The sequence below is a fragment of the Pseudomonas sp. IT-P253 genome, assembly GCF_949768125.1.
In the GTDB taxonomy this organism is placed as follows: domain Bacteria; phylum Pseudomonadota; class Gammaproteobacteria; order Pseudomonadales; family Pseudomonadaceae; genus Aquipseudomonas.
Genome location: NZ_CATKPT010000019.1, coordinates 29,771 through 51,561, shown reverse-complemented (window position 1 = coordinate 51,561; position 21,791 = coordinate 29,771). Strand labels below are relative to the sequence as shown.

Genomic DNA, 21,791 nt, shown 5'->3' with positions numbered 1-21,791 from the left:
TGATAGCTGCATTGGGAAACACCAAGCAAGAGGCCAGCAGAGATGCTGGCCTTTTTTGTATGCGGATTTCTGCGTGACTAGGCCTGTGATGAATGGAGGTCGCGGATTCTCAATACGGTGGTTGTTGAACAGTTCGCGTGCCTCGCCGTGGCTCGAATACCAAGCCCCGCAGCAAGTAGTTCAGACACGCGCTTGTGTAGATCAGCGTCAAGTGGGCGCCCCTGGTACTTTCCGGCGGCCTTGGCCTTCTCGATACCCTGGGCCTGGCGCTCGCGCCGCTGCTCGTAATCCTTGCGGGCAATAGCGGCCATCATTTCCACCAGCATCGAATTGATCGCTCCCAACATCCGCCCGGTGAACTCGTCGCCCCTGGTGTCATGCATCCCCTGGTGGCTCGTTGGCAGGTCGAGCGCGACTATTCGCAGCCCCTTGGAATCAATCGCAGCCTTGAGCTTCTGCCAGTCCTCCACAGGAAGGCGTGAGAGGCGGTCTATCGACTCCACCAGCAACACGTCACCCTTGCGCGCATCCTTGAGTAGGCGCAGCAGCTCAGGCCGGTCTGCGGTCGCGCCGCTGGCATTCTCCAGGTACACACTGGCAATGACCTTGTTGTGATCGCTTGCGAACTGCTCGAGCGATTTCCGGGCGCGGCCGGCGTCCTGCTCTTCGGTCGATGCTCGGAGGTATGCGCGGATGAACATGATGGCTGCCTGTATCAGTTAGGGTGTTCTCCTAATACTGTTTCACTTTGGGTGTTACTTATCAAGCGAAAAGGCTGAAAAAGGCAAAATCTACCCGTATCTGGATAGGCATACCCATTTGAGTTAGCTGACATCTAGGGCTTGCGACCCAAGCTGGTCATTCGTGACAGGCAGAAAACGGCCGATTCTGTTGAAAAAGTCAGTCATCCCAAACTGCCTGATCATTGACTGGTGAAAACGCCTTTTTTGCACGCTGCTGCGTGAAATCTGCGTCTGGAAGACTCGACCGAAAGTAAAGATTTCAATCTCGGACGCGTACTTTTCAGCTGCGAAAGCCATGACCGACTTTTTCAACAGAATCGGCCAAAAGCGGCCGGTGGTACGTTCGTAATGAGATTAGGTAGTGACTACAAAATTAGGGGCGATTCACGGTTAAATCGAAATTTCGCAAAACCGTGGTCTGCCCCTTATTGGCGGGCGGTAATTTGCTACCTGCGCCCCCTGTATTCCGAAGGACGCGTTTCAGTCTATTGCGATTCGCCGCCAGCGGTATTCGTCGTGGTCTTCAAGTATTGATCCAGCGGTATCAGCAGATTTTTGGCGTGGCCTAGCTCATCCGAAAGTGTCTGTGCTGTTGTGATCATGTTGGTGGTTAAACCCTTGGTCGCTGCAATGTTACTTTTGGCTTTGTTTGCGGGCGAGTTGTCCATGGTTGCCGACTGTATAAGCAGAGCTAGGCCGAGATTTTTGTCCACCTTCACGCCATCGCCTCGCATATAGAGCATGCCCAGATTACCGACGGCGAGCGCATCGCCTTGTGCTGCTGCCTTGCGATACCACTGATTGGCCTGCGCAAAGTCCACTGCAGTGCCATGACCGTTTTCATACAGCACACCGAGATTGTATTGCGCGTTGGAGTTGCCTTGCTGCGCAGATTTTTCATACCAACTAATTGCTTGTGTTTCGTCCTTGGCGACCCCGATGCCCTGCTCGTACATTAGAGCCACATTGAACTGGCCATCGGCGTTGCCTGTGTCCGCAACGGTGCTAAATTCCTTAAATGCCAACGGCAAGTCACCGGCTTGATAGGCCGTAACGCCTTCCTCTAAGCCGGCTTGCGCCGGTCCGCTCAGGAAGCTGAAGATCGTCACGAGCGCTAGGGCAGTGGTGGGGTGAATTATTCGATTCATCGCTATCATGTGAAAGTCTCTGGTTCGTTGGTGAAGACCGCTGATCTATGTTTAACACTTCTAATGACAACCAGAGGCAGACCACGGTTTAGGCTGTTACGGTTTAATCGTGGTCTATCCCTCGATATTACTGCCCTCACATCTCTTTCGCGAAGCTTCTCCGGTCTTACCGGCCACCTCTCGCTACAGCCCAATGCCAAGCCTTCGCCCCCGCAATTCTGCAAGTTGCGACCGGCTGCTTTTGGCCGCTTTCTGCCTGTCGCGGTGCCGCTGAGCGACTCTGCATGAACACCGTGTGCACCAGGACGACATCCGGTCACAGTCAGCAAACAGCGGGCCAGCGCTGGATCAGGGAGGAGCGTCATTTGTACATAGGTGAACTTGCCAGGTTGTCGGGGTGCACTCCAAAAGCCATTCGTTTGTATGAGCAACCGGGCCTGCTGAGCCCTCAGCGCCATGGCAGTTACGGGTTGCCCCAAGGGACAGAGTCAAGCGCTGGCGTCATGTCAATCGAAGGTGACAGCACAGGACCAGGCACTTCAAAGGTCATCGGTTTTGTGAAATCACACCACCCATGTATTGATTTAAATCGCGCAAATCCTTAACGCTCCATGAGTGCGGCGATAGCTTTACTCCATTCTCAAGCAAGGTTCTTGGAATTAAGTCGCCATTTGGGCGAAGTATTATCGAAGATACAATCACGCCCGGATAATCAGTTAATCGTTTTTTGAAAGCGGACGTTGTTAGATCAGGTGTAGGCGGATTGCTTTTATTAGCCAGCGGTCCTGTTGCTTTGAGATCCATTCCGTGGCACATGCTGCATCGCTGTAGATAGAGATTTTTTCCATTAGCATTATCCGCGAAGGATAGTGATGTTTGAGTCAGCGATAAAATTCCTAGCGAAGCGATGAATAATATTTTCATTGTTTTTATCTTCCTTGATGGGATCGGCGTCGATTGGACGCGATTTGCAGCGTGGGAAAGATATCAGCCATCGCGTCGGCACACACAGTCATTCCTGATGCCCATTAAACCAACACGTTTTCCCGGCGCATCCCGGTGACCATTCTTGGCCGATTTCTTCCTGTCACGATGGGCAGAAATCGGCCAGTAGCGGACATTTGGTATGTCACAATGGACGGCTCAACCCTCAGTGTATGGCACGTGAGGTTGACGCTTTTAATCATTGGTTTTCAGCAGGACTGTGCCACATCAGCACGGCCAGAATAGCTGCAGCGATGATGCTGGGCGCAAATAAAGGGATACTGACACTAAGCGGTTGAACACCGTAAATCATGACCGCAGCTGCAAGCATTCCGCACAACAAACCGACCATCAACCTGGCCTTGCTTCTGAATCTAGGTCGCGACCACAGTAGTCCAAAGTAGATGCGCCACCCCGAATAAACCCCTAGCCAACCGAACACTACCGTTGGGAGTGTCAGCCAACCCGAGAAGTCGCCTTCTGACATAATCGCGATTGAAGCCATCAGCCCCATAACACCGAATAATGCAGCAAATGCTGTCGGCGGAACCATTACAAACAACGCCATTGTTGTGAGTAAAACTCTACGTTTTGTGAGAGGGGTCATTGACCAATTCCTGTTGGCTGTATAACCGAAAGAATAGTCACGGTATTCGATTGCTGCCTGTCGCCACCGGCAGCAATGGGTCGGTTGCCGTCCTTCGTGACAGGCAAAAAACGGCCAACAGCAGTCATTTAAAATTGTCTATACCTCGAATCCTCCAGGGTTTACGAAAGGCTCTGCTCTTTTCCAGTTATCGACCAATGACGCTGAAATTTCCTCATCAGCAACGCGCGCAACGAAAATAACCGTACTAGGCTATTGCGGGTGCCTTGAGTAGTAATGGGAGTTCTATCGCTGGGTTAGTTGACCCCTTTGATCTATCCATTGGGCATTGTTTGAGGGATCACTCACCAAGATCCTGGTCGCTGCGTGCTTAATGTTTGAGTAGCAGTAACAAGGATCGACACTTGATAAGGGAATGCCTGTATGAAAAGACTTCTACATCGCTCCAGACTATTCGTTGCCTGTTCATTACTGATAGCGCTCAACGGCCTGGCCCAGGCGGCACAAACAGAAAAGCCCAATATCCTGTTCATCGTGTCCGACGATACCGGCTACGGAGACCTCGGCCCCTACGGCGGCGGTATTGGACGAGGCATGCCGACCCCGAGCATCGACGAATTGGCAGAAGCAGGTACGACCTTTTATTCCTTTTATGCCCAGCCAAGCTGCACCCCGGGCCGGGCGGCCATGCAGACCGGGCGCATCCCCAACCGCAGCGGCATGACCACCGTGGCCTTCCAGGGTCAGGGCGGTGGTTTGCCCGCCGCTGAGTGGACGCTGGCCTCGGTGCTCAAGACCGGCGGTTACGAGACCTACTTCACCGGCAAGTGGCACTTGGGTGAAGCGGATTATGCGCTGCCCAATGCCCAGGGCTATGACGTAATGAAGTACGTCGGCCTCTATCACCTCAACGCCTACACCTACGCCGACCCGACATGGTTCCCTGACATGGACCCGGAAACCCGGGCGATGTTTGCCAAGGTGACCAAGGGCGCACTCTCGGGCAAGGCGGGAGAAAAGGCCGTCGAAGAGTTCAAGATCAACGGCCAGTATGTTGATACTCCGGTCATCGATGGCAAACCCGGTGTAGTCGGGATTCCCTACTTTGACGGTTATGTCGAGAAAGCCGCGCTGGAATTCCTCGACACCGCCGCCAAATCCGACAAGCCGTTCTTCATCAACGTCAACTTCATGAAAGTTCACCAACCGAACCTGCCGGCACCGGAGTTCGTTCACAAGTCGATCTCCAAGTCCAAGTACGCCGACTCGGTGGTCGAACTGGATACGCGCATCGGCCATATCATGGACAAGCTCAAGGCGCTGGGCCTGGATAAGAACACGCTGGTGGTTTACACCACCGACAACGGCGCCTGGCAGGACGTTTACCCGGATGCCGGCTATACGCCTTTCCGAGGCACCAAGGGCACGGTGCGCGAGGGCGGTAACCGGGTCCCTGCAATCATGACCTGGCCTGGAAAAATCAAGCCGAACGCCAAGAACCACGACATTCTCGGCGGGCTCGATTTGATGGCGACCTTCGCCTCGGTGGCCGGTATCAAGTTGCCGGAGAAGGATCGCGAAGGTCAGCCGATTGTTTTCGACAGCTACGACATGACCCCGGTGATAACAGGCACTGGCCCCGATCCACGTAAAGAGTGGTTCTACTTCACCGAAAACGAGCTGTCGCCGGGGGCCGTCCGTGTAAGCAATTACAAAGCCGTGTTTAACCTGCGTGGCGACAATGGTGTGCCGACCGGCGGCCTGGCGGTGGACACCAACCTGGGCTGGAAAGGGGAGTCGAAGTACGTGGCGGTCGTACCGCAAGTCTTTGACTTGCTGCAAGATCCCCAGGAGCGCTACGACATCTTCATGAGTAACGTCACCGAGCGCACCTGGACCATGGTGCCGATCAGCCAAGCGATCAACAAGCTGATGCAGACCTACATCAAATACCCGCCACGCAAGCTGCAAAGCATGGGCTATGACGGGCCGATCGAGTTGTCCAAGTACCAGAAATTCCAGTCGGTGCGTGAAGTCCTGCAGAAAGAGGGGATCAGCCTACCGATGCCAGCCGGTAATTAATTAAGACGACAATGAGCGACGGCCCTTTCAGGGGGCCGTCAATTGGCGACTGACGTTTCTAACGTATGAATCGGTGCCGATAGTGGCGGTGGTAAGTGCCACCGAAGCCCTCACGGGTAACCGCGATCAAGATACTGAACTGTACGTTGAGGCTGAGTTTGTTGATGTGGCCTCCGGTAAATCCTTAGCGAAAGTCGTGCAAGGTCTTCGGTACAACCCTGAAAAATGACAGCCAACGATTTCAACGCCGCGATCAGAGATACAATGCGTGACCTGAAGCACTCCTGAAATAGCAAGTTATAGGCATTACACAGCGCATCTGGTCGGTGTTTTCAACGCAACTGCTGACCTGCGCGCTTTCTGGAAACCCAGTAAGAATAATTTTACTTAGCTTCATCTAAAGGACTGCAAAGGGTCGTTCTCTGTCGGTCACGGCTTCGAAGCGTGCTGGTCAAATCCAATGCAATCGGTGGTCAGACCGAATGCAAACGGGTGGTCAAGTGCAGTGCAATTTCGCAGCTAAGTCAGGGACGAGGCGCCCGTCCCCCTTGGATGCAGCGCAACAAATTCAGCGTTGCGATTAAGAAAATTGGGAGGGAGTGGACCCAATTGGCGGAAGCGAATGGCGCCGGCGAAGGTACAGCAGCGGTACAGTGCCCAGCTTTACCCACCTAGCAAAAACTAGCCAAACCTATGTGTAATCAACTGGTTAACGCTATTGCACCCTTCCCATACCTAGCCTAGACTTTCTTGACCTCGGTGCATCAGTCGGCGACTCATAATCCTTTGGTCCACGGTTCAAGTCCGTGTGGGCCCACCAAACAAGAAAGCCGCGCAGTGCGCGGCTTTTTCGTGTCTTTTGAAATAACTCAATCGCGACTAATGCCTGCCGAAACATCAATCAGTTGGCGAAATTCTCGATCCTGATCTGACCTTCAGGAAAGGTCGCGATAATTTCCAGCTCGCCGCCCATGGCGCGGATGTAGTTTCGTAACGTGCTGATGTACATGTCTGTGCGCCGCTCCATTCTGGAGATCGCTGCCTGATTGACATGCAACGTCTTGGCCAGCGCTTCCTGGCTCAGCTCTTTGGCCTTGCGCAGCTCGTGCAGGGGCATTTCTTTCAGATGCTGCTGGTACAACCGCTCTGCGTTAGCACGAGACTCCGGCGTCATGCGGGCTTGAAGTTCAGCGAATTTTTTAGCCATCGTTGCGGCCCTCTTTACGCAATGTTTCTAAATGGTCGTCATACAATTTATCCGCCAGTGGGACATGCTCGTCATACCAACGGTTTTGACCGGCTTTGTCCCCTCCGATTAAAAGTAACGCGCATCGGCGTGGATCAAACGCATAGAGCACACGATAGGGCCGACCCGCATGCTGGACCCGCAACTCTCGGAGATTGCCCAGTCGTGAGCCTTTAATGTCGCTGCTATGCGGGTAACGCAGACCCGGCCCGAATAACCCCAGCAGATCAACACTGGCTGACACCGAAGCTTGCGCCTTTGCATCCAACCCCTCCCACCAGCCTTCAAATTCATCGGTGTACTCAATCTCCCAGCCCATAACAATATGCCACCCAAGGAATATGATCTCAAGGGAATAACTCTAGGCTTTAGCGGCAGTGCGACCACCTTGGCGGCCAATGAAATTGTTAACGGTGGTTTCTGGCCGGATCTGGATGTTCGGCACCTTGCGTTTAGTTGTGTTTACTTAAGGTGTCGCAATATCGGATGACGCCCGCAGACCTTGTAGGCAAACTCCGAATCTCGCGTTTGGGCACTTTGATGCCTTGTTGCGCTTTTCTTCGACGGGATACTCTCCGGACGTCGCTGACCATTCAGCGATCGGGCTTGGAAACCCGTTGAACCTTAGCGCAACAGCACACATTCACGACTGCAGACGTTTTTATCGACTGCGAATCCCGTGTTATGGCGGCTGTGCGTGGGACACCTTAGGGTGTGCCGGTTCCTAGGTTCCCGGTTTTCCAACCTGCGTACAGCCGTCACCCATTTGCTTGGAAACGAATGTGGCGGCTCCTCGAACCCAGGAGTAAAACCATGACCAAAACGAATCCGTCCGCAATTTCAGAACTGAAAACCGTTGGCTTCACGCCCTTCATGTACCGCTCGGATCAGCCGCTATTTCACGTCTGTCGCGGCGTTCCCATTGCCGATGCATTGGCACAGGCATCCGATCTACTGTTTCTCGCCAAGTCGCTTGCTGAGGATGCAGCCTACTCAAAAGACTCCGACCGCCACGCCTGGGCTGCTCACTATCTGACATCAATGAGTAAGGCCGTGGTTGATGATGTGGTGAAGGTGCTGACACGGCGCCCTGTTCGGACGGGCAAGGAAACTGCCGAGTAACGGAACCTCCAACAGGCAGTCAAGAAATCTCAGGCGCAACACGCTTCCTGTAGCAGCTGGCGAAGCCTGCGTTCGGCGGCGAAGCCGTCGTAAAACCTGTGCACGAGGTGTTTCTGATGCACCGCGTCGGCTGATTTCACGACGGCTCGCCGCCGAACGCAGGCTTCGCCAGCTGCTACAGATCGCATTACGGCTAAACTGATCGGCATTACGCAATTGAGCGGTTTTTTCGTACCTGCAATCAGTCTTTACTTAGGCAACGCATACGCAATCACGTAGTCCCCACGATCCGGCGACTGTCGTGCGCCCCCCACCGTCAGCAGGATGTACTGCTTGCCGGTTTTCGGCGACACATAGGTCATCGGCCCGGACTGACTGCCTACCGGCAACCGAGCTTTCCAGATCTCATTACCGTTGCCCGTATCAAACGCACGCAGGTAGAAATCCTGTGTACCGGCGAAAAACAACAGACCGGATTGGGTAACCAGCGAGGCGCCGAGGGTCGGCATGCCGATCGGGATCGGCAAGTGCATGCGAATACCCAACGGACCGGTGTCCTGCACCGTGCCGACCGGGACTTGCCACATCAATTGGTGGGTCTTCAGGTCGATGGCGGACAGGGTGCCGAACGGTGGCTTTTGACACGGAATGCCGACCGTCGAGAGGAAGCGCTCGCGCATCGCGCCAAACGGCGTGCCTTCCTGCGGAACAACGCCCATTTCGATGCCACTGGCCCCGGCGGCGATCTTGTCACGCGGGATCATGTAGTTGGCCAGGCCCAGGCGCATGTCATTGACGAACATGTAGTTCGTGTTCGGGTCCACCGAGACGCTGCCCCAGTTCATGCCTCCCAACGATCCCGGGAACTGCAACGCACGATCAAGCCCTGGCGGGGTGTAGACGCCTTCGTGGCGCATGCCTTTGAACTCGATCCGGCACATCAACTGGTCGAACGGCGTGGCGCCCCACATGTCGGATTCGGTCAGGGTCTTGTTGCCGATTGACGGCATGTCTACCGAGAATGGCTGGGTCGGCGAGTAACGTTCGCCGGGCACATTGCCCTGCGGCACTGGACGCTCTTCGACGCGCGCGATCGGCACGCCGGTTTCACGGTTGAGCAGGAAGATCTCACCCTGTTTAGTCACTTGTACCAAGGCCGGTTGCAGGCCGCCCTTGTCGTCCGGCACGTCGTACAGCAGCGGCTGCGCCGGCAGGTCGAAGTCCCACAGGTCGTGGTGGGTGGCCTGGAAGTGCCAGCGCACCTGTCCGGTCTTCACATCAATGGCGACAATGGACGAGTTCCACTTGTCATCGAATGCCGTGCGCTGGCCGCCGAAGAAGTCCGGGGTGGCATTGCCGGTTGGCAGGTACACCAGACCCAGTTTGGCGTCGTAGGACATGGCCGACCACACATTCGGTGTACCTCGGGTATAGGTCTGACCGGCCGGCGGACGTTTGGAGGTGTTCGGGTTGCCTGGATCCCACGCCCATACCAGCTCCCCGCTACGCACGTCATAGGCGCGGACGACACCCGGTGGTTCGCCGGTGGAATAATTATCGGCCACACGACCGCCGACGATCACGACGTTACCTGCGACCAGAGGGGTCGACGTCTGTTGGTAGTAACCCGGTTTGACTTCGCCCATGTCGGTTTTCAGGTCGACGGTGCCTTTGGTGCCAAACTCTTCGCACGGTTTGCCGGTTTCAGCATTGATCGAGATCAGACGCGCATCGCCCGTCGGTAGAAACAGGCGCTTCTTACAGGCTGTCGTCTTGTAGCCCAGGAACGTAGGGGCTTCGGAATAACCCAGGCCTCGGCAGCGTTGCCAGTTTGGCGCGGAGCCTTGCGGGTCGAACTTCCAGCGCTGAGCGCCGGTGTCCGCGTCCAGGGCGAAGACTTTGCCGTAGGCCGTGCAGGTGTAGACCGTGTCGCCGATTTGCAGCGGTGTGTTCTGGTCTTCAGCGCCAGCACCGTTGCTTTGCGCGATGTCGCCCGTGCGGAAGGTCCACGCGACTTGCAACGCGCCGATATTGCCTTTGTTGATCTGCTCCAGCGCGGCGAAGCGGTTACCGGCGGTGGTGTTGCCCCAATGAGCCCAGTCCTTCTGTTCGGTGCCCGGTGCGACCGGCGTAACGGCCGGTTCACTGCTGGCCTTGACCACAGGGGTTGGCACAAACATGTAGGCCAGCGTGGCGACAACGCCGACGCCCAAAATGCCGGCGAGGCCATAAGCACCACGGCCCCCCGTCGCGCCCGAAGCGCGCACCAGGGTCGGGTAGGTCAGGGCAATAACCAGGCCGATCACGGCAAAGGTCAGCACGCGCGAAACCAGCGGCCAGTATTCGAACCCGGCGTCCCACACCGCCCAGATCGCGGTCAGGATCAGCGCTACGCCATACAGCAATGCACCTTGCGGTTTACGGCGGGCGATCATCAGCCCCGACACCAGCATCGCCAGGCCCATCAGCAGGAAATACCAGCTGCCTCCCAACGAAACGAGGTAACCACCGCCATAGGCCAGACCAAGTCCGATCAAGGCAATCAGGACGCCAAGCCCCAACAGCCACACTTTGCCGCCGCCAGAAGCCCCATAATTATTCATGTCGGACGTTTTCCCCATTTGTGACAAGCGCGGAATAGTGTACTGCCTAGTTACTTATGGCAATTTGTCGGAGATGAAATTGGCATGAACAGTACTGAGACTAGATCAAACATCCCCTATACGGGATGTGCCTGTAACATGTTGAGCCACTGATCTGTGCTACCGGAGACAACCTTTGTCTGACACTCGCCCGCCCGTTCTTGACGAAATCGACCGCCAATTGATCGCTGCCCTGCAGATCAACGCTCGCGAAAGCGTGGCCATGCTCGCCCGACAACTGGGCATCGCCCGCACGACCGTCACTTCGCGGCTGGCGCGGCTGGAAAAAGCCAAGGTGATCACCGGTTATGGCGTGCGTTTGGGTCAGCGGGTGGTGGATGGCGGCTTACAGGCGTACGTCGGAATCACCGTGCAACCTCGCTCCGGCAAGGAAGTGCTGCGGCGCCTCAGTGCGATGGCGCAAGTCCAGCAGTTGTGTGCCGTCAGTGGTGAATTTGATTATGTGGCGTGGTTGCGTACCGATTCGCCAGAGCAGCTGGATCAGTTGCTGGATCAGATCGGCAGTGTGGATGGGGTGGAGAAGACCACGACCTCAATCATCCTCAGCAGCAAAATCGATCGGGGTCAGCCGGTTTGAGTTTCCAGCCCTGGTTTTGTGGGTGCCTGAACTGACGTCATCTCGAGCAAGCTCGCTCCCACATTGGTCAGTGTGCAGTTACATATCGTCACATCGATCAAAAAACTAGCAAAACGACGACACATTGCGTCTTATTAACGTGTTCTACGCTCTCTAGAATGGCTGCCATCATTTCCTATACTCAGACGCGTATCCCGCGTCCGGTCGCCAGCAAGGTCAGTCATGAACAAGAACAATCGCCATCCTGCAGACGGTAAAAAACCAGTCACCATTTTCGGCCCGGATTTTCCTTTCGCCTTCGACGACTGGATCGAACACCCGGCTGGCCTCGGCAGTATTCCTGCGCACAGTCACGGCGCCGAAGTAGCGATCGTCGGTGCCGGTATCGCCGGCTTGGTGGCCGCCTACGAATTGATGAAGCTGGGCCTCAAACCCGTCGTCTACGAAGCCTCGAAAATGGGTGGCCGTCTGCGCTCCCAGGCATTCAATGGTGCCGATGGCATCATCGCCGAGCTCGGCGGGATGCGGTTCCCGGTATCGTCCACCGCGTTTTATCACTACGTCGACAAGCTCGGCCTCGAAACCAAACCTTTCCCGAACCCGCTGACGCCTGCGTCCGGCAGCACCGTCATCGATCTGGAAGGCAAAACCCATTACGCACAGAAACTGGCGGATCTTCCTGCCCTGTTCCAGGAAGTGGCCGACGCGTGGGCGGATGCACTGGAAGCGGGCTCGCAATTCTCCGACATCCAGCAAGCGATCCGCGACCGCGACGTGCCACGCCTCAAGTCGTTGTGGAACACCCTGGTTCCGCTGTGGGACGACCGCACGTTCTACGACTTCGTTGCCACCTCCGAAGCCTTCGCCAAGCTCTCGTTCCATCACCGCGAAGTGTTCGGCCAGGTCGGTTTCGGCACCGGCGGCTGGGACTCGGACTTTCCGAACTCGATGCTGGAAATCTTCCGCGTGGTCATGACCAACTGCGATGACCATCAACACCTGGTTGTGGGGGGCGTGGAACAAGTACCGCAGGGCATCTGGCGTCATGTTCCGGAACGCTGCGTACATTGGCCCGAAGGCACTAGCCTCAGTTCACTGCACAGGGGCGCTCCGCGCTCCGGTGTGAAGAAAATAGCCCACGCAGCCAATGGCCGCTTTGCGGTCACCGACAACTACGGCGACACCCGCGAATACGCGGCGGTACTGACCACCTGCCAGAGCTGGCTGTTGACCACCCAGATCGAGTGCGACGAAACCCTGTTCTCGCAAAAGATGTGGATGGCCCTGGACCGCACTCGCTACATGCAATCGTCGAAAACCTTCGTGATGGTCGACCGGCCATTCTGGAAGGACAAGGATCCGGAAACCGGCCGCGACCTGATGAGCATGACCCTCACCGATCGCCTGACCCGTGGCACTTATCTGTTCGACAACGGCGACGACAAGCCCGGCGTGATTTGCCTGTCGTACTCGTGGATGAGCGATGCGCTGAAAATGCTCCCGCACCCGGTTGAAAAGCGCGTGAAGCTGGCGCTGGATGCGCTGAAAAAGATCTACCCGAAAGTCGACATTGCCGCACGAATCATCGGCGATCCGATCACCGTGTCCTGGGAAGCCGACCCGCATTTCCTCGGTGCTTTCAAAGGCGCCCTGCCCGGCCATTACCGTTACAACCAGCGCATGTACGCACACTTCATGCAGGACGACATGCCGGCCGAACAGCGCGGGATTTTCATCGCCGGCGACGACGTTTCGTGGACGCCAGCCTGGGTTGAAGGCGCGGTACAGACTTCGCTGAACGCGGTGTGGGGCATCATGAAACACTTCGGCGGTGAAACTCACGCCGAGAACCCGGGTCCAGGTGATGTGTTCAACGAGATCGGTCCGATCGCCCTGCCCGAGTAAGAGGAATCCGAAATGCGCGTAGCCCTTTACCAATGTCCACCGCTGCCTCTGGATGTCGCTGGCAACCTGCAGCGCCTGCATCAACTGGCGCTGGAGGCCAAGGGCGCAGATTTGCTGGTGTTGCCGGAGATGTTTCTGACCGGCTACAACATTGGCGTCGATGCCGTCAGCGTGCTGGCGGAGGTGCACGACGGTGAATCGGCGCAGCAGATCGCGCGCATCGCCAAGACCACCGGAATCGCCATTTTATATGGCTACCCCGAGCGCACCGAGGACGGGCAAATCTACAACGCCGTGCAGTTGATCGACGCCAACGGCGAGCGCCTGTGCAACTACCGCAAGACTCACCTGTTCGGCGACCTCGATCACTCGATGTTCAGCGCAGGTGGGGATGACTTTCCTCTGGTAGAGCTCAATGGCTGGACGCTTGGATTCCTGATCTGTTACGACCTGGAATTCCCGGAAAACGCCCGGCGCCTGGCTTTGGCTGGCGCCGAGCTGATCCTGGTGCCGACGGCAAACATGATTCCCTACGACTTCATCGCCGACGTTACCGTCCGTGCCCGGGCGTTCGAAAACCAGTGCTACGTGGCGTATGCCAACTACTGTGGGCACGAAGGCGAAATCCACTACTGCGGCCAGAGCAGCATCGCTGCGCCGGATGGCAACCGCATCGCCCAGGCGGGCCTTGATGAAGCATTGGTTGTTGGCGAACTCGATCGCCAGTTGATGATCGATTCCCGCGCCGCCAATCGCTACTTTCTCGACCGCCGCCCCGAGCTTTACAGCGAGCTGAACAAGCGCTGAGACACCGTTATCCGCTAGCATTAGCGCTTCTCTGTACTGGAAGTGCTCATGCCTGCGCTGAATCACCCTCGCCCCTGCACTGAAACCCTGGCCAACGGCCTGCGGGTGACGCTGCGTCATGCTCCCGAGTTGAAGCGTTGCGCTGCCGCCTTACGGGTTTACGCTGGCAGTCACGATGTGCCATCGGCGTGGCCCGGCCTGGCGCATTTTCTTGAGCATCTGTTGTTCCTGGGTACAGAACGCTTTCCTGCCGACAACGCGCTGATGGCCTACGTCCAGGGTCATGGCGGGCAGGTGAACGCACGGACCCGCGAACGCACCACCGACTTCTTTTTCGAACTGCCACCTCACGCCTTTAGCGGCGGGCTGGAGCGTTTGTCAGACATGCTCGCTCATCCGCGCATGAACCTGGACGATCAGCAGCGGGAGCGGGAAGTGCTGCACGCTGAGTTTATTGCCTGGTCGCAAGACGCGACGGCGCAACAGCAGTTGGCGTTGTTCGATGGGCTTTCGCCTGTTCACCCCTTGCGCGGGTTTCATGCCGGCAACCGCGACAGCCTGCCGGTGCTGCGATCTGAATTTCAGCAAGCGTTGAACGCGTTTCATCAGCGGTTTTATCGGACCGGCCAGATGTCCTTGAGCCTCGTCGGCCCGCAAAGTCTCGATGAGTTGAGGGCGATGGCTCAGCGCTTTGGCGCTGCTATTCCTATTGGGCAAGAGATCCCGCAACAAGCGCCTACGCGGCTGATGGCGTCTTCTGAAAACAGTTATCAACAGGCGAGCGAGCGGCAACTTGATCTCCTGTTTGCGTTCGAAGCGCTGCCTGAGTCGTCGACAGAAGCATTAGCGTTTCTGTGTCATTGGTTGAACGCCGCAAAGCCTGGCGGACTGCTGGCGAAACTGCACGAGGATGGATTGGCTGACAGCCTCAAAGCCGTGCCTCTGTATCAGTTCGCCGGGCAAGCCTTGCTGCACATCGAATTCGCAACGACTCAACCCGCGAAGGTGATCCGAGAACGGCTTCTGGATTGGCTGGGTTTTTTTGCCTCACATCAAGATTGGGAAAACCTGCGCGAAGAATACGCCGCCGTGCTCCAGCGCCAACGGCAAGTCAGCGCTGCGTTGCAACGGGCCCAACAAGACATGGAGCAGATTGAAGCCGGGCTATCCGAAACGGGCGTTGTCGCACTCAAGGACATCCTGAAGAAAATCGGCGCTGTGGATAACTTCAGCAGCGAATGGCAATTGCCGACACCCAATCCGTTTTTACGTACCGAAACACCCGCGCCCAACGCCGGGTTGATTCGCGGCCAAACCAGCAAACACCGGGGTCTGCGCACGTTTGCCCAGGATCGCTCGCGCAGCCGTCGCGAAAACTCCTCGATGCAGTTCAGTCAGGCCTTGTCGGATAACACGGCTGACGGTGCGATTTACCTGCGTTGGCGACTCGAATCCAAACCTCACCCCCGCCTGCAGTCGAACCTGGAAAACCGCCTGCAACCATTGCGTGAAGAGGCGCATCAGGCAGGCGTGGATTTTTCCTTCAGTTCATCGGGCAATGAGTGGCTGCTCAAAATGACCGGGCTGCAGGAGCCGATGCCGACAGTCCTCGAACATGTACTGAAAGAACTGACAAAAGCTGATGCAGGTTTCTCATCAGAAGCACCGAAAAGCACTGCGCTGTTGCCCATTAAACAACTGCTGAAGGCCCTGCCCGATTATTGTCTGGCGCCCACGGCAGTCGCTGATGATTTGCAGCAGCTATGGTCGAGTGCACGCTGGGAGGGTCTGGCGACCGGGCTGTCGGCACAGACTCAAGCGGCGATGGCTTTTGCGTTGAGCCGCATGCCCGGCACTGCGGGCAATCAAGCGTTGCCCGCCCTCTCGATCAACTCGCAACGCCTCTGGACCCAACTCGACGTGGGTTCCAGCGAACATGCATTGCTGCTCTTCTGTCCGACCGCTAGCCTGGATATGGCCGATGAAGCCGCCTGGCGTTTACTCGCTCATCTGTGTCAGACGCCGTTCTACCAGCGCCTGCGAGTGGAGATGCAACTGGGCTATGCCGTGTTCAGCGGCCTGCGCCAGATCCATGGCCAGACCGGGATTGTGTTTGGTGTGCAATCACCTGGCGTCGCCCCTTCAGACTTGCTGGAACACATCGAACATTTCCTGCGCGGCCTGGAAGGGATGATCGACAGCATCGATGACGTGACTTTCAACGGCCAGCGCCAGGCACTCGCCAATCAATTCGATAGCGCGGCGCTGCCTGATGCACAGGCCGCGGAGCTGCTCTGGCAGGGCAAACTGGCCGGCCACTCGTCGGATTATTTGTCGCAAATACCCCAGGCGATTCGACTCATCGATCGCCCGGCACTCGTGGCCGCGGCCCGCCGGCTGAATCATGCCGAGGGCGGCTGGCGCTGCCTGGCCAGCGGACCTTGCCCGGACACGTCCTGGCAAGTGGCAAAATGATCATTACCAACGCTGCAATGAGCTTTCTCAAAGTTTCACGGGCAAGCACGCTGTGTTTTTGAGTAACATAGCCACCTAACTATCTGAACATCTCCGACTGGAGATGGACTATACGTATAGATATCCCCTGTCCCGTCACCCGAAGGAGCGCTCCCATGTCCTGGTCCAAACCTGCTTACACCGACCTGCGTATCGGCTTTGAAGTCACCATGTACTTCGCAAGCCGCTAAGTTCTGCCGTCAGGTAGAGAGCTTGGTTCAGCGCCTCGGTTTGCCGAGGCGTTTTTATTTTCAGCGTTGAAATGATGGAGCACCCATGTTTGTCCAGATTCTAGGTTCCGCCGCCGGCGGTGGTTTCCCCCAGTGGAACTGCAACTGTGTGAACTGCGCAGGTTTTCGCAGCGGGACCCTGCGGGCCAAGGCGCGGACCCAGTCGTCCATCGCGATTTCCGATGACGGCGTGAACTGGGTGCTGTGCAATGCCTCCCCGGATATCCGCGCTCAGCTCCAGAGCTTTACCCCGATGCAACCGGGCCGCGCCCTGCGCGATACCGGCATCAGCGCGATCATCCTGATGGACAGCCAGATCGACCACACCACCGGCCTGCTCAGCCTGCGTGAAGGTTGCCCGCATCAGGTCTGGTGCACCGACATGGTCCATGAAGACCTGAGCACCGGCTTCCCGCTGTTCACCATGCTGACCCACTGGAACGGCGGGTTGACCTGGAACCGCATCGAGCTCGACTGCAGCTTCACCATCCCCGCCTGCCCGAACCTGCGCTTCACCCCGCTGCCGCTGCGCAGCGCCGCACCGCCCTACTCGCCGCACCGCTTCGACCCGCACCCGGGCGACAACATCGGCCTGATCGTCGAAGACCTGAACACCGGTGGCAAACTGTTTTATGCACCCGGCCTGGGCAAGGTCGACGCGCCACTGCTGGACATCATGGCCAGCAGCGATTGCCTGTTGGTCGACGGAACGATGTGGGATGACGACGAAATGCAACGCCGTGGTGTCGGCACCCGCACTGGCCGGGAAATGGGCCACCTGGCGCAAAACGGCCCCGGCGGCATGCTGGAGGTGCTGGAACAACTGCCTCTGCCGCGCAAAGTGCTTATCCATATCAATAACACCAACCCGATTCTCGATGAGGATTCGCCAGAGCGCGCCGAGCTGGTTCGGCGGGATGTTGAAGTGGCTTATGACGGCATGAGTATTGTGCTTTAGCGGATGGCCCCTGCGCGGGCAAGCCTCGCTCCTGTAGGAGCGAGGCTTGCCCGCGAAGACGTCCGACCAGGCACCACAGAATCCACCGGTTGTTCCCGGAGAACCGAAATGACTGACACCGCAATGACCCCTGCCGAATTCGAAGCCGCCCTGCGAGCGAAGGGTGCCTACTACCACATCCATCACCCCTACCACGTGGCGATGTATGAAGGCCGGGCGACCCGCGAACAGATCCAGGGTTGGGTCGCCAACCGCTTCTACTATCAGGTGAACATTCCCCTGAAGGACGCCGCCATTCTCGCCAACTGTCCGGACCGGGAGGTTCGTCGCGAGTGGATTCAGCGTCTGCTGGACCACGACGGAGCCCCCGGCGAAGACGGTGGTATCGAAGCCTGGCTGCGTCTGGGCCAGGCCGTCGGCCTCGACCCGGATCAGCTGCGCTCGCAGGAACTGGTGCTGCCCGGTGTGCGTTTCGCCGTGGATGCCTACGTCAACTTCGCCCGCCGGGCCCGTTGGCAGGAAGCCGCCAGCAGCTCGCTGACCGAACTGTTTGCACCACAAATCCACCAATCGCGACTGGACAGCTGGCCGCAGCATTACCCGTGGATCGATCCGACCGGCTATGCGTATTTCCGCACACGTCTGGGTCAGGCGCGACGCGACGTGGAACATGGTCTGGCGATCACCTTGCAGCACTACACCACGCGGGAAGGCCAGGAGCGCATGCTGGAAATTCTCCAGTTCAAACTGGACATTCTTTGGAGCATGCTCGACGCCATGAGCATGGCCTACGAACTAAACCGCCCGCCGTATCACAGCGTGACCGAACAGCGGGTCTGGCACAAAGGAATCACCTTATGAGTTTCGATCGCAGCAAGACCCCGACCTGGCGCCCTGGCTACCGTTTCCAGTACGAACCGGCGCAGAAAGGCCACGTGCTGCTGTACCCGGAAGGCATGATCAAACTGAACGAAAGTGCCGCGCTGATTGGCGGTTTGATCGACGGCCAACGCACCGTCTCCGCGATCGTGGCCGAACTGGACGCGCAGTTCCCCAACGTACCGGAGCTCGGTGAGGACATCGAGCAATTCATGGAGGTCGCCCGTGCTCAGCACTGGATCGAACTTGCCTGATTGCGTGTCAGACACGTTACCGCCCAAACCGGACATCGGCCTGCCCTTGTGGCTGCTGGCCGAGCTGACCTATCGCTGCCCGCTGCAATGCCCGTACTGCTCCAATCCGCTGGACTTTGCCGAGCAAGGCAAAGAGCTGAGCACCGAGCAGTGGATCAAGGTGTTCCGCGAAGCTCGGGAGATGGGCGCGGCGCAGTTGGGTTTCTCCGGTGGTGAACCGCTGGTGCGCCAAGACCTCGCTGAACTGATCACCGAGGCGCGCAAGCTGGGTTTCTATACCAACCTGATCACCTCCGGAATCGGCTTGACCGAGCAGAAAATCAGCGACTTCAAAAAGGCCGGCCTGGATCATATCCAGATCAGTTTTCAGGCCAGCGACGAGCAAGTGAACAACCTGCTGGCCGGCTCAAAAAAGGCCTTTGCCCAGAAGCTCGAAATGGCTCGTGCGGTGAAAGCCCACGGCTATCCGATGGTGCTGAACTTCGTGACCCATCGGCACAACATCGACAAGATCGACCGCATTATCGAACTGTGCATCGCCCTTGAGGCGGACTTCGTCGAACTCGCCACCTGCCAGTTTTACGGGTGGGCGCAGCTCAATCGCGTCGGTCTGTTGCCGACCAGGGAGCAACTGGTCCGGGCCGAACGCATCACCAATCAATACCGCGCCAAACTGGAAGCCGAAGGGCATCCGTGCAAGCTGATCTTCGTCACGCCGGACTATTACGAAGAACGCCCGAAAGCCTGCATGAATGGCTGGGGGAGTATTTTTCTGACAGTCACGCCGGACGGAACTGCCTTGCCTTGCCATGGCGCCCGACAGCTGCCGGTGCAATTTCCCAACGTGTGCGACCACAGCATGCAGCACATCTGGTACGACTCGTTCGGCTTCAATCGCTTTCGCGGCTACGACTGGATGCCCGAGCCGTGCCGCTCCTGCGATGAGAAAGAAAAAGACTTCGGCGGCTGTCGGTGCCAGGCGTTCATGCTCACGGGGGACGCGAGCAACGCCGACCCGGTGTGCAGCAAATCAGAACATCACGGCGTGATCCTCAAGGCCCGCGAAGAAGCCGAGCACGCGACCCAGACCATCGAACAATTGGCCTTTCGCAATGAACGAAACTCACGACTCATCGCTAAAAGCTGAACCCTTCAGCGCTATCCGGGCTGTCGCCGCCGGTATCGACTTTGCCGAATTGCAGGTGGGCCGCCATGGCCTGTTCTGGAACGAATACCGTCCCGAGGATGCTGCCTGCCGTATCTGGCATTGGCGTGATGGCCAGGCGCATTGCCTGACACCGGCGGGCTTCAGTGTGCGCAGTCGGGTGTACGAATATGGCGGCGGAGCGTTTTGCCTGACCGATGACGGGACAGTGTTCGTCAACGAGGCGGACCAGCAACTGTATCGACAATCGCTCAAGGGCGAGACGCCTGAGGTGCTGACTTCAGGCGTTTGCCGCTACGGCGATCTGCAGTTCGCCAATGGTCAGGTACTCGCAGTTGAAGAGAACCGTGATCGGCATCGTTTGGTAGCGATTGATCTGGCTGATGGCAGGCGTCATCTGCTGGCCGAAGGCGCCGACTTCTATGCCGCGCCGACGTTGAGTCCGGACGCGCAACGCTTGGCGTGGATCGAATGGAGCCGCCCGGATCAGCCATGGACAGCGACCCGCCTTATGGTTGCCGAGCGCCAGAGCAATGGCGGTTTTGCTGCACCGCGTTGTGTCGCCGGCAACGGTCTCCAGGAATCGTTGCAACAGCCGCGATTTGATGGTCGCGGCCGTCTGTATTGTCTGACGGATCGCGGCGGTTTCTGGCAGCCCTGGGTGGAATCTTCAGAAGGCTTGAGCCCTTTGCCAAGTGCCGAAGCGGACCATGGACCGGCGCCTTGGCAGCTGGGTGGCAGCACTTGGTTACCACTGAGCGAAAGCAGCTATCTGGCAAGCTGGACCGAAGGCGGGTTTGGCCGACTGGGCCTTTGCGGTGACATCGGTGAAGATTTCACCGGTGCTTACAGCCGCTTCCGCCATCTCGCACTGGATGAGCAATTCATTTACTGCATCGCCTCATCGCCGATCAGTTCGGCGGCGGTCATTGCCATTGACCGCGATACCCGACAGGTCAAGGTACTGGCCGGCGGGGTTGCACCGTTACCTGCCGAGCAGATCAGCGTTGCGCAAACCCTGCGTTACCCAAGCGGATCAGGCGAGGCTCACGGGTTCTTCTATCCGGCGATGAACGGCAACGCGAAACCGCCACTGGTGGTGTTTATCCACGGTGGTCCGACATCAGCGTGCTACCCGATGCTCGATCCGCGCATCCAGTACTGGGCACAACGCGGCTTCGCCGTCGCTGATCTCAACTACCGTGGCAGCAGCGGCTATGGCCGGGCCTATCGCCAGGCGCTGCATTTGAGTTGGGGCGAGGTGGATGTGGAAGACGCCTGCTCGGTCGTCGCCCATCTCGCCGAACGCGGATTGATCGACGGCGACAAAGCGTTTATTCGCGGCGGCAGCGCCGGGGGCTACACCACCCTTTGCGCGCTGGCCTTCCACAACGTCTTCCGCGCTGGCGCCAGTCTTTATGGCGTCAGCGACCCCGTCGCACTCGGCCGGGCGACCCACAAATTTGAAGGCGATTACCTGGATTGGCTGATTGGCGATCCGGTGCAGGATGCCGAACGCTACGCCGCGCGAACGCCGTTATTGCATGCGAGCAATATCAAGGTGCCGGTGATTTTCTTTCAGGGGGAACTGGATGCGGTGGTTGTGCCGCAACAGACGCGGGACATGGTCACGGCGCTGGAAGATAACGGCTTGCTGGTTGAAGCGCATTACTACGCGGACGAACGTCATGGCTTTCGCAAGGCTGGCAATCAGGCCCATGCGCTGGAGCAGGAGTGGTTGTTTTATCGGCGGGTGATGGAGTTGGCGGATTAAAGTCGGCGGTCAGTGCAGAAATGGCGGCGCCTCATTCGCGAGCAGGCTCGCTCACACATTCGGCCGACAAAAAAACGCCCCACGTCGAAAGAATCAGGCATGGGGCGACGCGTTATACCGCGAGACGGTTCGG

Annotated in this window: 21 protein-coding genes; 14 read left to right on the top strand and 7 right to left on the bottom strand. The window is 57.7% G+C overall.

All coding sequences use genetic code 11. The annotated features are described in order from the left end of the window. Window positions 1-77: 77 nt before the first annotated feature. The gene (locus tag ACM6IR_RS11990) at window positions 78-701 is read right to left on the bottom strand and encodes a recombinase family protein (protein WP_414907895.1); all 624 of its coding nucleotides are present in this window, start codon (window positions 699-701) and stop codon (window positions 78-80) included. Between the two features lie 527 nt (window positions 702-1,228). Next, window positions 1,229-1,900 (bottom strand): tetratricopeptide repeat protein, encoded by a 672-nt coding sequence (locus ACM6IR_RS11985; protein WP_414907894.1) that lies wholly within the window; start codon window positions 1,898-1,900, stop codon window positions 1,229-1,231. Between the two features lie 275 nt (window positions 1,901-2,175). Here ACM6IR_RS11985 and ACM6IR_RS11980 point away from each other — a divergent pair, with 275 nt between their 5' ends. Further along, window positions 2,176-2,496, top strand: coding sequence for a MerR family DNA-binding transcriptional regulator (locus ACM6IR_RS11980; protein WP_414907893.1), 321 nt, complete (start codon window positions 2,176-2,178; stop codon window positions 2,494-2,496). Here ACM6IR_RS11980 and ACM6IR_RS11975 read toward each other — a convergent pair. Then, window positions 2,438-2,815 (bottom strand): c-type cytochrome, encoded by a 378-nt coding sequence (locus ACM6IR_RS11975; RefSeq protein WP_414907892.1) that lies wholly within the window; start codon window positions 2,813-2,815, stop codon window positions 2,438-2,440. The genes ACM6IR_RS11980 and ACM6IR_RS11975 overlap by 59 nt on opposite strands. Window positions 2,816-3,074: 259 nt before the next feature. Next, complete coding sequence (locus ACM6IR_RS11970) at window positions 3,075-3,482, bottom strand: hypothetical protein (protein ID WP_414907891.1); 408 nt, start codon at window positions 3,480-3,482, stop codon at window positions 3,075-3,077. A gap of 423 nt (window positions 3,483-3,905) precedes the next feature. Between ACM6IR_RS11970 and ACM6IR_RS11965 the strand changes: the two genes are divergently transcribed. Both ACM6IR_RS11965 and ACM6IR_RS11960 read left to right on the top strand, forming a co-directional pair. Beyond that, a complete protein-coding gene (locus tag ACM6IR_RS11965) occupies window positions 3,906-5,564 on the top strand; it encodes an arylsulfatase (protein ID WP_414907890.1) in 1,659 nt (552 codons plus the stop codon). Window positions 5,565-5,637: 73 nt separating this feature from the next. Continuing rightward, on the top strand, window positions 5,638-5,793 hold the full coding sequence (locus ACM6IR_RS11960) for a DUF3313 family protein (RefSeq protein ID WP_414907889.1): 156 nt from the start codon (window positions 5,638-5,640) through the stop codon (window positions 5,791-5,793). A 672-nt stretch (window positions 5,794-6,465) separates the two neighbouring features. Here the strand turns inward: ACM6IR_RS11960 and ACM6IR_RS11955 are convergent. Together ACM6IR_RS11955 and ACM6IR_RS11950 are read right to left on the bottom strand one after the other, a co-directional pair. Next, window positions 6,466-6,771 (bottom strand): helix-turn-helix domain-containing protein, encoded by a 306-nt coding sequence (locus ACM6IR_RS11955; protein WP_414907888.1) that lies wholly within the window; start codon window positions 6,769-6,771, stop codon window positions 6,466-6,468. Further along, entirely contained in the window at window positions 6,764-7,129 is a 366-nt protein-coding gene (locus tag ACM6IR_RS11950) for a type II toxin-antitoxin system RelE/ParE family toxin (RefSeq protein WP_414907887.1), read from the bottom strand. The genes ACM6IR_RS11955 and ACM6IR_RS11950 overlap by 8 nt, the downstream gene beginning before the upstream one ends. 494 nt (window positions 7,130-7,623) lie before the next feature. Here ACM6IR_RS11950 and ACM6IR_RS11945 point away from each other — a divergent pair, with 494 nt between their 5' ends. After that, window positions 7,624-7,932 (top strand): DUF3077 domain-containing protein, encoded by a 309-nt coding sequence (locus ACM6IR_RS11945; protein ID WP_414907886.1) that lies wholly within the window; start codon window positions 7,624-7,626, stop codon window positions 7,930-7,932. Window positions 7,933-8,180: 248 nt separating this feature from the next. On the opposite strand, the gene ACM6IR_RS11940 is transcribed toward ACM6IR_RS11945, so the two are convergent. Continuing rightward, complete coding sequence (locus ACM6IR_RS11940; protein WP_414907885.1) at window positions 8,181-10,535, bottom strand: glucose/quinate/shikimate family membrane-bound PQQ-dependent dehydrogenase; 2,355 nt, start codon at window positions 10,533-10,535, stop codon at window positions 8,181-8,183. A 175-nt stretch (window positions 10,536-10,710) separates the two neighbouring features. Between ACM6IR_RS11940 and ACM6IR_RS11935 the strand changes: the two genes are divergently transcribed. The 10 genes from ACM6IR_RS11935 (at window position 10,711) to ACM6IR_RS11890 (ending at window position 21,658) form a co-directional block, all read left to right on the top strand. Beyond that, a complete protein-coding gene (locus ACM6IR_RS11935) occupies window positions 10,711-11,172 on the top strand; it encodes an Lrp/AsnC family transcriptional regulator (protein ID WP_093229514.1) in 462 nt (153 codons plus the stop codon). A 222-nt stretch (window positions 11,173-11,394) separates the two neighbouring features. Continuing rightward, complete coding sequence (locus ACM6IR_RS11930) at window positions 11,395-13,077, top strand: flavin monoamine oxidase family protein (RefSeq protein WP_414907884.1); 1,683 nt, start codon at window positions 11,395-11,397, stop codon at window positions 13,075-13,077. A gap of 12 nt (window positions 13,078-13,089) precedes the next feature. Then, window positions 13,090-13,884, top strand: a complete 795-nt coding sequence (locus ACM6IR_RS11925) for a carbon-nitrogen hydrolase family protein (protein ID WP_414907883.1) — start codon at window positions 13,090-13,092, stop codon at window positions 13,882-13,884. A gap of 48 nt (window positions 13,885-13,932) precedes the next feature. Next, the gene (pqqF, locus tag ACM6IR_RS11920; RefSeq protein WP_414907882.1) at window positions 13,933-16,359 is read left to right on the top strand and encodes a pyrroloquinoline quinone biosynthesis protein PqqF; all 2,427 of its coding nucleotides are present in this window, start codon (window positions 13,933-13,935) and stop codon (window positions 16,357-16,359) included. Between the two features lie 155 nt (window positions 16,360-16,514). Further along, the gene (gene pqqA, locus ACM6IR_RS11915) at window positions 16,515-16,589 is read left to right on the top strand and encodes a pyrroloquinoline quinone precursor peptide PqqA (protein WP_009045898.1); all 75 of its coding nucleotides are present in this window, start codon (window positions 16,515-16,517) and stop codon (window positions 16,587-16,589) included. Between the two features lie 85 nt (window positions 16,590-16,674). Beyond that, window positions 16,675-17,586 (top strand): pyrroloquinoline quinone biosynthesis protein PqqB, encoded by a 912-nt coding sequence (gene pqqB / locus ACM6IR_RS11910; protein ID WP_414907881.1) that lies wholly within the window; start codon window positions 16,675-16,677, stop codon window positions 17,584-17,586. Between the two features lie 108 nt (window positions 17,587-17,694). Next, window positions 17,695-18,447: a pyrroloquinoline-quinone synthase PqqC gene (pqqC, locus tag ACM6IR_RS11905; RefSeq protein ID WP_414907880.1), complete on the top strand. Its 753-nt coding sequence runs from the start codon at window positions 17,695-17,697 to the stop codon at window positions 18,445-18,447. After that, window positions 18,444-18,719, top strand: coding sequence for a pyrroloquinoline quinone biosynthesis peptide chaperone PqqD (pqqD, locus tag ACM6IR_RS11900; protein WP_414907879.1), 276 nt, complete (start codon window positions 18,444-18,446; stop codon window positions 18,717-18,719). Before pqqC ends, pqqD begins: the two co-directional genes overlap by 4 nt. A 4-nt stretch (window positions 18,720-18,723) precedes the next feature. Continuing rightward, window positions 18,724-19,866 (top strand): pyrroloquinoline quinone biosynthesis protein PqqE, encoded by a 1,143-nt coding sequence (pqqE, locus tag ACM6IR_RS11895; protein ID WP_414907916.1) that lies wholly within the window; start codon window positions 18,724-18,726, stop codon window positions 19,864-19,866. Beyond that, complete coding sequence (locus ACM6IR_RS11890; protein WP_414907878.1) at window positions 19,832-21,658, top strand: S9 family peptidase; 1,827 nt, start codon at window positions 19,832-19,834, stop codon at window positions 21,656-21,658. Before pqqE ends, ACM6IR_RS11890 begins: the two co-directional genes overlap by 35 nt. Window positions 21,659-21,791 lie beyond the last annotated feature (133 nt).

Bases quoted from the DNA above. Each gene is read 5' to 3' on its own strand.
- ACM6IR_RS11965 (WP_414907890.1), top strand. From the start codon at position 3,906: ATGAAAAGACTTCTACATCGCTCCAGACTATTCGTTGCCTGTTCATTA.
- pqqC (WP_414907880.1), top strand. From the start codon at position 17,695: ATGACTGACACCGCAATGACCCCTGCCGAATTCGAAGCCGCCCTGCGA.
- pqqD (WP_414907879.1), top strand. From the start codon at position 18,444: ATGAGTTTCGATCGCAGCAAGACCCCGACCTGGCGCCCTGGCTACCGT.
- pqqB (WP_414907881.1), top strand. From the start codon at position 16,675: ATGTTTGTCCAGATTCTAGGTTCCGCCGCCGGCGGTGGTTTCCCCCAG.
- ACM6IR_RS11930 (WP_414907884.1), top strand. From the start codon at position 11,395: ATGAACAAGAACAATCGCCATCCTGCAGACGGTAAAAAACCAGTCACC.
- ACM6IR_RS11975 (WP_414907892.1), bottom strand. From the start codon at position 2,815: ATGAAAATATTATTCATCGCTTCGCTAGGAATTTTATCGCTGACTCAA.
- pqqF (WP_414907882.1), top strand. From the start codon at position 13,933: ATGCCTGCGCTGAATCACCCTCGCCCCTGCACTGAAACCCTGGCCAAC.
- ACM6IR_RS11925 (WP_414907883.1), top strand. From the start codon at position 13,090: ATGCGCGTAGCCCTTTACCAATGTCCACCGCTGCCTCTGGATGTCGCT.
- ACM6IR_RS11890 (WP_414907878.1), top strand. From the start codon at position 19,832: ATGAACGAAACTCACGACTCATCGCTAAAAGCTGAACCCTTCAGCGCT.
- ACM6IR_RS11970 (WP_414907891.1), bottom strand. From the start codon at position 3,482: ATGACCCCTCTCACAAAACGTAGAGTTTTACTCACAACAATGGCGTTG.
- ACM6IR_RS11940 (WP_414907885.1), bottom strand. From the start codon at position 10,535: ATGAATAATTATGGGGCTTCTGGCGGCGGCAAAGTGTGGCTGTTGGGG.
- ACM6IR_RS11990 (WP_414907895.1), bottom strand. From the start codon at position 701: ATGTTCATCCGCGCATACCTCCGAGCATCGACCGAAGAGCAGGACGCC.
- ACM6IR_RS11945 (WP_414907886.1), top strand. From the start codon at position 7,624: ATGACCAAAACGAATCCGTCCGCAATTTCAGAACTGAAAACCGTTGGC.
- ACM6IR_RS11955 (WP_414907888.1), bottom strand. From the start codon at position 6,771: ATGGCTAAAAAATTCGCTGAACTTCAAGCCCGCATGACGCCGGAGTCT.
- ACM6IR_RS11985 (WP_414907894.1), bottom strand. From the start codon at position 1,900: ATGATAGCGATGAATCGAATAATTCACCCCACCACTGCCCTAGCGCTC.
- ACM6IR_RS11950 (WP_414907887.1), bottom strand. From the start codon at position 7,129: ATGGGCTGGGAGATTGAGTACACCGATGAATTTGAAGGCTGGTGGGAG.
- ACM6IR_RS11980 (WP_414907893.1), top strand. From the start codon at position 2,176: ATGAACACCGTGTGCACCAGGACGACATCCGGTCACAGTCAGCAAACA.